The organism is Robinsoniella sp. (assembly GCF_034124845.1).
This window is the reverse complement of sequence record NZ_JAWYAJ010000069.1, coordinates 1-10,884: the sequence shown is the minus strand read 5'-3', so window position 1 is coordinate 10,884 and position 10,884 is coordinate 1. Positions and strand designations below refer to the sequence as shown.

General features: G+C 40.3%; 12 protein-coding genes. 11 read left to right on the top strand and 1 reads right to left on the bottom strand.

The annotated features are described in order from the left end of the window. From ACH2DQ_RS03525 to ACH2DQ_RS03515, 3 genes are all read left to right on the top strand, one after another. Positions 1-626 (top strand): ATP-binding cassette domain-containing protein (locus ACH2DQ_RS03525; protein WP_395025609.1); only part of this gene is annotated, 626 nt, incomplete at its 5' end. Continuing rightward, complete coding sequence (locus ACH2DQ_RS03520; protein WP_394914502.1) at positions 620-1,369, top strand: ABC transporter permease; 750 nt, start codon at positions 620-622, stop codon at positions 1,367-1,369. The genes ACH2DQ_RS03525 and ACH2DQ_RS03520, both read left to right, overlap by 7 nt. A gap of 159 nt (positions 1,370-1,528) precedes the next feature. Beyond that, positions 1,529-2,587, top strand: coding sequence for a GGDEF domain-containing protein (locus ACH2DQ_RS03515; RefSeq protein ID WP_394914503.1), 1,059 nt, complete (start codon positions 1,529-1,531; stop codon positions 2,585-2,587). A gap of 104 nt (positions 2,588-2,691) precedes the next feature. Here the strand turns inward: ACH2DQ_RS03515 and ACH2DQ_RS03510 are convergent, their stop codons facing one another. After that, entirely contained in the window at positions 2,692-3,408 is a 717-nt protein-coding gene (locus ACH2DQ_RS03510) for an aspartate/glutamate racemase family protein (protein WP_394914504.1), read from the bottom strand. 198 nt (positions 3,409-3,606) lie between these two features. Between ACH2DQ_RS03510 and ACH2DQ_RS03505 the strand changes: the two genes are divergently transcribed. From ACH2DQ_RS03505 to ACH2DQ_RS03470, 8 genes are all read left to right on the top strand, one after another. After that, positions 3,607-4,164, top strand: coding sequence for a GNAT family N-acetyltransferase (locus ACH2DQ_RS03505; protein ID WP_394914505.1), 558 nt, complete (start codon positions 3,607-3,609; stop codon positions 4,162-4,164). A gap of 57 nt (positions 4,165-4,221) precedes the next feature. After that, complete coding sequence (locus ACH2DQ_RS03500; protein ID WP_394914506.1) at positions 4,222-5,055, top strand: response regulator; 834 nt, start codon at positions 4,222-4,224, stop codon at positions 5,053-5,055. After that, complete coding sequence (locus tag ACH2DQ_RS03495) at positions 5,048-6,853, top strand: sensor histidine kinase (protein WP_394914507.1); 1,806 nt, start codon at positions 5,048-5,050, stop codon at positions 6,851-6,853. The genes ACH2DQ_RS03500 and ACH2DQ_RS03495 overlap by 8 nt, the downstream gene beginning before the upstream one ends. Positions 6,854-7,233: 380 nt before the next feature. Next, entirely contained in the window at positions 7,234-8,142 is a 909-nt protein-coding gene (locus ACH2DQ_RS03490) for a carbohydrate ABC transporter permease (RefSeq protein ID WP_394914508.1), read from the top strand. Between the two features lie 12 nt (positions 8,143-8,154). Then, positions 8,155-8,409, top strand: coding sequence for a hypothetical protein (locus ACH2DQ_RS03485; protein WP_395025604.1), 255 nt, complete (start codon positions 8,155-8,157; stop codon positions 8,407-8,409). Between the two features lie 66 nt (positions 8,410-8,475). Further along, positions 8,476-8,970, top strand: coding sequence for a carbohydrate ABC transporter permease (locus ACH2DQ_RS03480; RefSeq protein WP_395025602.1), 495 nt, complete (start codon positions 8,476-8,478; stop codon positions 8,968-8,970). 144 nt (positions 8,971-9,114) lie between these two features. Further along, entirely contained in the window at positions 9,115-10,641 is a 1,527-nt protein-coding gene (locus ACH2DQ_RS03475; protein WP_394914510.1) for an ABC transporter substrate-binding protein, read from the top strand. A gap of 31 nt (positions 10,642-10,672) precedes the next feature. Then, the coding region (locus tag ACH2DQ_RS03470) for a sulfatase-like hydrolase/transferase (protein WP_395025600.1) at positions 10,673-10,884 on the top strand (212 nt) is incomplete at its 3' end.

Genomic DNA, 10,884 nt, shown 5'->3' with positions numbered 1-10,884 from the left:
CCGAAAAGAGAATCGCAGATCTGATAGAAACCTTTGAATTGTCCGGTTACAAAAAATATCCGGTTTCCTCCTATTCCGGAGGAGTGAGACGCAGGCTGGATATTGCTATGAATATGATTTCTAATCCACGAATCTTATTTTTAGATGAGCCTACCACAGGGATGGATGTAATGTCCAGAAATGCACTGTGGAAGATGCTCTTTTCAATCCGGGAAAAATATGGAACCACCATTTTTCTCACGACCCATTATTTAGAAGAGGCTGAGCAGCTCAGTGATTCCATCTGCATAATCAGGGAGGGAAAAGAATTGATTCAGGGCACACCTGACAGTCTGAAAAATTATTTGTGCCGAAACCTGATTCGTATAACTTTTCAGACTTCAAAAGAAGCAAAGGACTATCTGCCCGTGTTAATGGGGACAGGTATCGCTTTAGACTCAGACAGAAAAGGTCATGTGATTACGCTGAGTGTCAGCAATAAAAGGGAAGCATTTACAGCGCTAAACCAATGGCTTATAAAAGAAAATATATTGTTCGACTCAATTGCAATTGCGGAGCCAAGCCTGGAGGATGTTTTTCTCTCATTTAATGGTTCCCGCAAGAGTGAGGAGGGGATATTATGCTGAATCTGTTATGGAGAAATGTAAAGTGGAGATTTAAAAACCGGTTTACCATTATGATTACCATACTTCAGCCTATGCTATGGCTGGTTTTATACAGCGTGGTTGCCGATTCTACGATGAAAGGAACCGGAATAAAGAATTATACAGCGTTTATTCTGCCGGGAGTGATGTTCCTGGTAACATTTTCATCCTGCAGCAGCGGCGGAATCATGAATTTCCTCATGAAGAATAACGGCAGCTTTTACCGCATTCTGATTTCACCGGTAAGGCGCAGTTCCATTGTACTGGCACAAATGATGGAAGCGGTCTTCGTATCTCTTTTGGAAACTTTTATCTTATGCGTGGTCAGCCTCCTTTTTTCAGTGCGTTTTGAACACGGGATTCCTGGAATTCTGCTCATTGCAGTTCTCGTGTTTCTCACCGCTTTTTTTCTGGCAGGGGTGGCATATACAATCAGTCTGTGCCTGCCAAATGAAGTTATATATGAAACCATCATGACGGCTATTGTTCTTCCGGTTTTCTTCCTGAGTTCCGCACTGTTTCCGGCTGACAATCTTACAGGCGGTCTAAGAATCCTGGTAAATATCAATCCCTTTACGCATGTTATAAATGCAATTCGGTCGTTGATGATAGGAGAATCTTTACCGGCAGAAAGGATACTCCCGGTGCTTCTCCTTTTTATCGGTTTATGCCTCTGCAGTTTTTTAATTGCTATGTGGAAGATGAGGAGGGAGACGGTGAGTTGATTCTCTGCAGTTTATGAATACAAAATGTCCTTCCTCAGCGCCACCCAATTTAAATAAATACTTGATGACAGAGATATCATATTTTGATATAATAGTGAAGACCAATATATGGTAATTTAGAGGCGAATTCAAATGAGAAGCCCAGAGAGCAGGTGCATAATGAGAACGCTTGTATATTCGAATGCCGTTCCGCTGACCGGTTTGTTGTTTCTGTTATATCTGATTAACATTAATTATTTATTTAGTAAAAAACAGAATCGTTTATTCAGAAGTGCAGTCCTTATTAATCTGGGTCTGATTGTCATCACCTCATTGGATTATATATTCAGGTGGCAGGAAGAGCCTTCCATCTGGTATTTGCGGAGAATTACATCTTTTTTAAATTTCTCATGCGGGTCTATCATACCGATGCTGCTGATGAGAATCTTTTATAAAGAGAAATTTAAAAAGATATTTTATATACCATTAATTATAAATGCTGTCGTTTGTTTTTTCAGCATCTTTGTAAATATCGTATTTTATATAGGTACCGATAACAATTATGACCGGGGAATCTTATTTTTCCTCCCTGCTGCAACTACGCTATTCTATCTGGCGCTGATGATCTTTTTTCCCGCACAGAAATATGATCAGGGCAAGAAGACCGAGCAGATCATTATTGCAGCGATCATGGCAACCATTATCCTAAGTATTATTTTGGAAGTAAAATACCGATACTATTGTTTGAATTATGGATTTTCTGCTTTGGGTATTATTATTTATTACATTTCGCAAAATATCAACTTTTTTGCCATTGATTCCTTAACCGGAGCCTATAACCGTCAAATGTTTAATCTGGCAGTCAGCAAAACCCAGAGCAAACAGGATTGCATGTTATGCTTAATTGATATCAATCATTTTAAATATATTAATGACACATTTGGGCATGAAGAAGGAGACAAGGCCTTAGTATTTTTTTCGGAAATCATCATTAAAAATATGAGGAAGATTGCAACCGTCTACCGTACCGGGGGAGATGAGTTTATGCTGGTGGCGAAAAAAGAAAATGAAACTGTGATTCAGGATGCAATTGATAAATCAAAGATGGAATTAAGTGAGCGGAAACTTAGTTTTGCCTACGGCATGACCCATTACCGGGCAGTCAATGATATCCAGGATGCTCTGCGGGAAATAGACAAATTGATGTATGAAAATAAAAAGCTGGCATCAGAACGATAAGCATATAATAAACTTTTAATATAACTTCTTAGCTATTGCACTTTCGCTATAGAATAGTGGTGGGCAATAGCTGCAGAGGTTATATTTTTGCGTAAAATTACTTCTTAATTGCCGGCATCGCTGTTTGATTCTCTTAACATATAATCTACAATCCCGTTTATATGATATTTCATCGTATCAAAACAGGGAACCGGAAGGATCGTATCTGCATACATCAGCGGCAATTCCGTACAACCTAATATAATGCCGTCTATGCTTTCTTCTGAAATCATACGGTGGATAATCTGATCTATTTCTTTTTTTGATTCTTCTTTTACAATGCCAAATTCCAGCTCTCTGGCAATGGTCTGATCAATAAATTCACGTTCTTTTTTAGTTGGTACGATAACCGTTATATCATTTTCGGTAAATATTTTCTTGAAATAGCTTTGCTCCATGGTGAAGGCAGTACCAAGCCAGGCAATTTTTTTCAGTCTCTGTTCCCGGACTGCATGGAACACAGGTTCCACAATACTGAGCATTGGAACAGAGGCTTTTGCCTGCAATGTTTCAAATACTACATGAGGAGTATTGGATGCCAGAATAATGAAATCTGCTCCGGCGGATTCTGCATTATGTACAGCCTGTGACAAATAGCCAGCCAGATTTTCATAGTCCCCATCCAGACAGTATCCTAACATTTTATACATGTTTACCGTTTCAATCGTTAGTTCCGGAAAAAATCCGTGTGTTTCCCTTTTTTGGAACTGTTCCGCTATTTCTTTGTAATACAGCAACGTGGATTCCGGTCCCATGCCGCCGATTATTCCTAATTTTTTCATAACAATATCCAACCCCTTCTGATCAATTATTTTATTCTATTATACATTGTCCGCTGTGAAAAAGACAGCAAAAAATTATGCTGCAAATTTCAGAAATAGTCTTTACACCGAACAAATGTTCTGATATACTTTGGAGTAAGAACCAGAGAATAGAACGTTACATAAAGGAATATTTAATAAGGAAAGGGTGGTTTTTATATGCACAACAAAGATGTTTTTGCAAAATGTCCGACTTATGAGACGGAACATTTTATCCTGAGGAAGATGGAAATCAGTGACAGTAAGGATTTATTTTTATGCTATTCCAACAAAGAGGCTGCACGGCATTTTAACGGGGACAGCTGTAACGATGATTTTTACTATACGGATTATGAAGCTTTTTTAAAATGTATGGAGTACTGGGAGAGCCGGTATGAGGTGCACGATTTTGTACGATTAACCATTGTGGATAAAGAGCGGAAAAAGCCGGTGGGAACAATTGAGATCTGTCCTTCAAAGAAATATTCCGTAGATGATAAGTGGATGGGTATATTGCGGATTGATATTCTCCCGGAATATGAGACAGAAGAAGCATTTGGGGAACTTATGGGTGAAATTTTACTGCATATATATAAGGATTATGGGGTTGATTCCGTTCTGATGAAGGCACGGGACGATGCAGCTGCACGCAGGTCTGTTATGCAGAAACTGTTTTTTGTACCGGCTAAGGAGGAGTGCAATATTTCCTATCTGGATTATTTTATATGTTATCGGTAGACATTCGTTAAAAAGCAGGATATAGTTAATGTATACTGTTTAAAAGGAGAGATACATATGATAATTCTGGTAGCAGATGACGAGCGTTGGATCCGTAAGGGGATTATAAAGATGATTGATCAAAGCCGGTTAGAGGGGGAGACACAGATTCTGGAAGCGGATACGGTTGAAGGTGCGCTTGCATTGTTTTCAGAGCATCGTCCCCAGATTGTGATTTCAGATGTAAAGTTTCCCACAGAAGATGGATGTACCCTATGTGAACGGATATATGCCATAGAAAAGCGGACGAGAATTATTATGATTTCGGGATATGATGAGTTTGAGTATGTGAAACGGGCGCTGTCATACCGGGCGGTTGACTATCTTCTGAAACCGGTGGACAAGCAGGTGTTAAATAATACGATCCATAAGTGTGTGGAGGAATTATCAGCAGAATGGCATAATACCAGCGAAAGGTATAGGGAATCTGCGGACAGGGGACTGCCTTCGTCAGAAGGAAGCAGAGCAGAAGGAGGCAGAACAGATGGAGCCAGATCTGTAGATATTCAGGATGTGATCCGGGATATTGAGGACACCGTTCGAAAGAACTGCAGTGAAAAATATACACTTTCCGGACTGGCTCTAAAATATCATTTAAGTGAGGCATATCTATCCACGGTTTTTAAGAAAACAAACGGACTTTCTCTGACTGCTTTTATTATGCAGGTGAAGGTTGAACGTGCGAAAGAATTAATGATGACAACCCAGGGGAAAATATGGGATATAGCAGCCCAGGTGGGGTATCCGGACCAGCATTATTTTACTAAGGTTTTTAAAAAGGTAACAGGAGAAAGTCCCACAGAATACAAGACAAAGCTGAACAGGGAATTGTATGGAGAAGAGCATGTTTAAGAAGATAAAGAGTAAAATGCACTGGAAGGTCATGTCCAGCTATATCATACTGCTGCTTGTAATGCTGGTGGGAATCTCTACGGCGGTTAACTATTTCAACACGAAGTTTGTGAAACGGCAGATTATAAACTATAATTCTCAGGCAATGGCGAAAGTTACCTATGATCTGGATGCAATATTTAATCGGGTGGCACAGTATGTGGCGAATAGTAATAACCAGCAATTATTTGAGAGTATCTGCTTTTCCGGTGAGGAACCTTACACGTTTCAGACACTGAAAAGCCAGGTCGATTTTGAGATGGATTTAAAAGACAACATCTATATCAATAATCTGGGAAATGTAGTGAATGGTGTTTTAATTTACTATGATAAAGACCACCATGTTTATGTAGGAGATGGAATGTACTTAAACCGTTTTGATGTGAAAGAAGCGGAATGGTATCAACAGTTTGCATCATTGAATAAAAATGATTTTATATATGGTCCGTTAAAAGAAGATTATAAACCTGCGGGTCTCAGCAAATCCGAAGTTCTGCTCTATTTAAAGCGGATACCCAGAAGCTCTAAAGGAATGGAAGATTTCGTTCCGTTTATTATGGTTTCGGTAAAATTTACGGAGATCTCCAGTATTTTCCGGCAGCTGGATTCCCAGGACCGGGGAATTGTAGTGACAGATTATGAGGGAAATGTTATTTACAGCCAGCATATTATAGATGACAGTGCGAAGCAGATTGCAGGAAGGATTGAAAAACCGGAAGCCAAGGCAAAGGATCAGGATTATACTACTATTTCGGATAAAGAATCCTTTATCACCAGTATGTACATACCGAGATACAAGTGGGTGGTAACAACAGTAGATTCTAATAGTGTTTTGTTTGAAAGCGTCCACCATCTTGTACAGACTATTAATCTGATCTTTATATCCTGTGCTGTCTTTGGAATACTGGTTTCGGTATATTTGTCCAAACGTCTGATGATGCCGGTTAAGGTTTTGAATGACTTTATGGATACGATGGAAGAGGAACCGGAAGCCTTTATTAAAGTTACTTCGAATGATGAGATTGGTCATATTGCAAGGCGGTTTAACAATATGAAAAAACGGATTCAGGAAATGGGAGCCAGGATATATCTGTCGGAAGTGCGGGAAAAGCAGGCACAGATCAGTGCTTTGCAGGCGCAGATTAATCCTCACTTTTTATACAATACCCTGGATAATATCTACTGCATCGCTCAGATCGAAGAGATTGATACCATCGCAAATCTTACCCAGAATCTTTCCAACATGATGCGCTATAGCATTAATTGCAAGGAGTCCAGAACTACTTTAGAAGCAGAACTGAATCATGTGAGATCCTATCTGGCGATCATTAATGAGCGTTATGACCATTGCGTAAAGCTGGAAGTACATGCTGCCAAAGAAGATGAGATGCTGGAAACGGTAAAACTCTTGATACAGCCAGTGGTGGAAAATGCATGGGTACATGGAATTCTACCAAAGCCCGGGCATAAGGGTGTAATCGATATCAGCGTGGTCAGAAGAGGGGGTTATGTGGATATTATTGTCTCGGATGATGGAAGGGGAATTGCGAAAGATCAGTTGGAAGAGTTGAATAAATCTCTGAATTCTTTTTCCAGAGAAATTCGAACTCCGGAGAATAAAGGGTTTGGGATTGCTTTAATCAATGTGAATGATAGAATCAAGCTTCTCTATGGCAAGGATTGCGGCATACGGATTGAAAGTGAAGAAGGTATTGCCAGCCGTGTGATTATTACCCAGAAAGACAAGATAGTAAAGTGAATGAATATAGGAAATCGAATTGAAAAGCGAAAATGAGAAGATAGTATGAAAAGTTGCTATTGTTAGCGAAAATGAGAAGATAGTATGAAAAGCTGCTATTGTTAGCGAAAATGAGAAGGTGGTATGGGAAGCTACTAGAGAATCTGAAATGAGAAGATGGTATTAAGAAGCTACTGTGGTAAGCTGAAAAGTTTCAATGATTAGCTGACACGAAAAATAGATATGAACAAAAAGGTGTGTAAATTTTTAATACACACCTTTTTTTTGTGCTTTCATATAAAAATATTACACCAAATACAGAAAAATAATACAAAGATATATAAAAATAAGGCTGATATAATAATTTTAACGTACAAGATGTACAAAAGGAGGAAAGAAAAGTGCAGAAAAAAAGAAACTGGATTAAAATAATCAAACCTTACTTGTTTTTGATTCCAATCTACATTTTTCTGGTTACATTTAAATACATTCCCTTTGGAATGGCGATTGAAAAGTCGTTTTTTAATTGGAACGGCGGTAACCTGAATGTTTTTGTGGGGCTGGATAACTACATTGCTGCGTTTAAAGACAGTGTGTTTTTGGGATCATTGGTCACGGTATTGAAAGTAATGATCGCATATATTTTGATCGTTGTGTCGATTCCGCTTCTGGCTGCAGAGTTGCTGTTTGCTGTTAAATCTGTTAAAAAGCAGTATGTTATACGGACGGCATTTACCTTTCCTATGGTAATCCCGGGGGTAGTAATCATCCTGTTATGGAAATGGATTCTGGCTGGAGATAACGGAGTTTTAAACATTCTGCTTCATAACATCGGGCTATCGAATCTGGCAAGCCCCTGGCTTGGAGACACGAAGACGGCACTTGGTTCTATTATTGCAATCGGATTTCCCTGGCTTGGGATGTCCATGCTGGGAGGGATGCAGTTCCTGATTTATTTCGGAGCATTGCAGTCGATCTCCAGGGATGTATTTGAAGCTTCCAGAATTGATGGAGCAAATATTTTACAGCGGTTTATTAAAGTGGATCTGCCGTTAGTATCCGGGCAGCTGAAGCTTATGATTACATTGGCAATCATCAATTCCCTGCAGATTTTTGAATCGATTTATATTCTGACAAAGGGAGGACCTGTGACCTCTACGATGGTTCCGGCAGTTTATTTATATGAACAGGGCTTTACATATAAAAAGATGGGGTATTCATCTGCCATTGGTATCATCTTATTTATTATCATCATGATTCTGACTGTTTTAAATAACAAATTCCTAAAGAGCGAAGACTTATCAGAATAGAAGGAGAGACGTATGAAGATATTTGCGAAAATTTCAGGCAGAGTAATACTTGGGTTATTGCTGCTCCTGACTTTATCACCGTTTTATCTGTTAGTAATCAATGCATTTAAACCTCAGAAAGAAATAATTATGAATCCATTTATGCTCGCAGCACAGTGGAGGTTCGTAAATTTTGAAAAAGCCTTTTCCCAGGTGGCAAGGCCAATGATGAACTCCTTTGTGGTTACCTTTGCAGTCATAATTCTGACCATTATACTTTCCGTATAGGCAGCCTATGCGTATGTCCGATTCACATTTAAATGTACCAGGGTACTGTAATAAGGTATTATAGCTATGCTGATGATTCCGGGTTTTGTAATGCTGATCCCTCAGTTTATCCAGATATCGGAACTGAAATTGTATAATACATACTGGGGGCTGATCTTACCGCCTACCGCCTATAGTGTTGCCATGGGGACATTTCTCACCAGAGGCTCCATGGAAGGATTGCCCAAAAGTTTATTTGAAGCGGCCGAGATAGAAGGAGCAGGAGATATGGCAATTTTAATGAAGGTGGCAGCACCACTTTCAAAGCCTATCATAGCAACGATGACGATTATGACGGGATTATCTGCCTGGAATAACTATCTTTGGCCCCTGGTAGCGGCGACAGGAGAGAAGACCCAGCAGATTGCAGTTGCTTTGACAAAAATGGTAACTTCTGTAAATGACGGCAACGGGGTGTTATTTTCAGGGTATATCATTGCTTCCATGCCGCTGATCATCCTGTTCTGCTTTGCCAGTAAATCTTTTGTAGCAGGCTTGACGCAGGGATCTGTGAAAGGCTGATAAGTATATAAATACATTCATATATGTGTTAAAAAGAAACAGTTGTTGAGATTATAAACAATAGACGATGATCTGAACATAATGAAAGCAGAGAATAGGGTCGGTCCAATTGGACCAGACTTTATATAAAAGGAGGAAATGAAAATGAAGAAAAAAATAATTGCAGTTCTCTTAAGCGGGGCAATGGCGGCTGGAATGCTGGCTGGATGTGGAGCAGGTGGCGGTGACAAAGCAACCGATAAAGCAACTGGCGGGGCAAAAGATACCCAGGCAGGAAGTGAGGCAAACCAGGCGGAAGAATCCAAAAAAGAGGATACGGGAGACGGAGAAAAGAAAGCAGACAGCGGGGAAAATGTGACGTTAAAGTTTGTGCAGGATCTGGGAACGGACGAAAAGGCAAACCAGCTTACCCAGGATATAATCAAAGCTTTCACAGATGAGACCGGCATACAGGTAGAGTTCGAGTCCATACCTACGGGAGACTACCGAACCTGGCTGACAACGCAATTCTCCGCAGGAGAAGGACCGGATGTGTATACGGATATTCTGTATAATATCACTTCGGATTATGACAGCGGCTGGCTGTATAATTTTAAGGATCTCTACGACACCGAAAGTGCATACGATCCCGGAAAGCCGTGGAGAGAGACCCTTCCTGATTCCATATTAGAAAGAATGGAACTTCCGGATAATGTGGTGCCGGGATATCCCTCATCCACCAGTGTTGTCCGCATCTTCTGTAACATGGACCTTTTTGAAAAAGCCGGAGTGAAGAAACCGGAGACATGGGCGGAATTTATGGACGCCTGTAAAAAACTCAAAGATTCCGGAACGATTCCCTTTGGGTTCCCAAATGCCACAATCGGAGACCTCTCCTGGCTTTGGTTTAACAACTCTGTATCCAGTCAGCTGGATGAGGGGCTGGTAAAGGAGCTGGACGAGTCCGGCAATGGCTATATTGAGTTAGGAGAAATCGCAAAAGGATTTGATGAGGGAAAAATTGACTTTACAAGTCCCCAGCTGGTAAAAGGATTCGATATGATGAAGGAGTTTTCTCAGTACTGGACCAGCGACTATAATGGTCTGGACCAGAAATCAGCACTGGATATGTTCATGAGGGGTGAAGTTGCAATGGTGCAGGCACTTTCCACAAATCTCAGCCAGATTCAGGATGCGGTGGGAGATGATTTTAAATACGAAGTTATGCCGGTTCCGGTTATTACAAAAGATACATCCGAATATGCAATGGGCAAATCCGTAATTCTGGGCGGACAGCCGGATATCATTTATGCAATAAATAAAAACCTGGAAGGGGATAGTGCCCGGTTAGAAGCAGCGATTAAATTCGTTCAGTATATGTCATCACCGGACATCCAGAAAAAATTTGCTGACGGCATCTGCAGAATCCCCCTGGCAAATACCACCAAACTTCCGGATAGCTTAAGTGGATTTATTATTACGGAAGAACCTTTACGCATGGCTTACTATACAGGAATTAATGAAAAACTGCGCACTTATTTCCACCGGGCAGGACAGCAGTATCTGGAAGGCGGACTGTCAACGGAAGAATTTGGGAAAATGGTCAATGATTCTTATAAGGAAGTACTGGAGGAAGTGAAAGCAGAAAATGGCTGGTCCGCAGAAAATAATTATGGAATTGCTAAGGAGTAGGTGCATTTTAAACGGAAAAGGAGAGAACTAAATGAAAAATCCAAAGAAACGTCCAAACTTGATCTACATTCTTGCTGATGATATGGGCTATGGAGATATCTCTGCTTACAACGAAAATTGTCCGTTTCAGACTCCCAATTTAGACAGACTGTGTGAAAACGGTATCCGTTTTACAGATGCCCATGCATCCTCCGCAGTCTGCACTCCCTCCAGATACAGTATTTTAACGGGGCGCTATAACTG

Bases quoted from the DNA above. Each gene is read 5' to 3' on its own strand.
- ACH2DQ_RS03485 (WP_395025604.1), top strand. From the start codon at position 8,155: ATGAAGATATTTGCGAAAATTTCAGGCAGAGTAATACTTGGGTTATTG.
- ACH2DQ_RS03510 (WP_394914504.1), bottom strand. From the start codon at position 3,408: ATGAAAAAATTAGGAATAATCGGCGGCATGGGACCGGAATCCACGTTG.
- ACH2DQ_RS03480 (WP_395025602.1), top strand. From the start codon at position 8,476: ATGCTGATGATTCCGGGTTTTGTAATGCTGATCCCTCAGTTTATCCAG.
- ACH2DQ_RS03500 (WP_394914506.1), top strand. From the start codon at position 4,222: ATGATAATTCTGGTAGCAGATGACGAGCGTTGGATCCGTAAGGGGATT.
- ACH2DQ_RS03475 (WP_394914510.1), top strand. From the start codon at position 9,115: ATGAAGAAAAAAATAATTGCAGTTCTCTTAAGCGGGGCAATGGCGGCT.
- ACH2DQ_RS03515 (WP_394914503.1), top strand. From the start codon at position 1,529: ATGAGAACGCTTGTATATTCGAATGCCGTTCCGCTGACCGGTTTGTTG.
- ACH2DQ_RS03505 (WP_394914505.1), top strand. From the start codon at position 3,607: ATGCACAACAAAGATGTTTTTGCAAAATGTCCGACTTATGAGACGGAA.
- ACH2DQ_RS03495 (WP_394914507.1), top strand. From the start codon at position 5,048: ATGTTTAAGAAGATAAAGAGTAAAATGCACTGGAAGGTCATGTCCAGC.
- ACH2DQ_RS03520 (WP_394914502.1), top strand. From the start codon at position 620: ATGCTGAATCTGTTATGGAGAAATGTAAAGTGGAGATTTAAAAACCGG.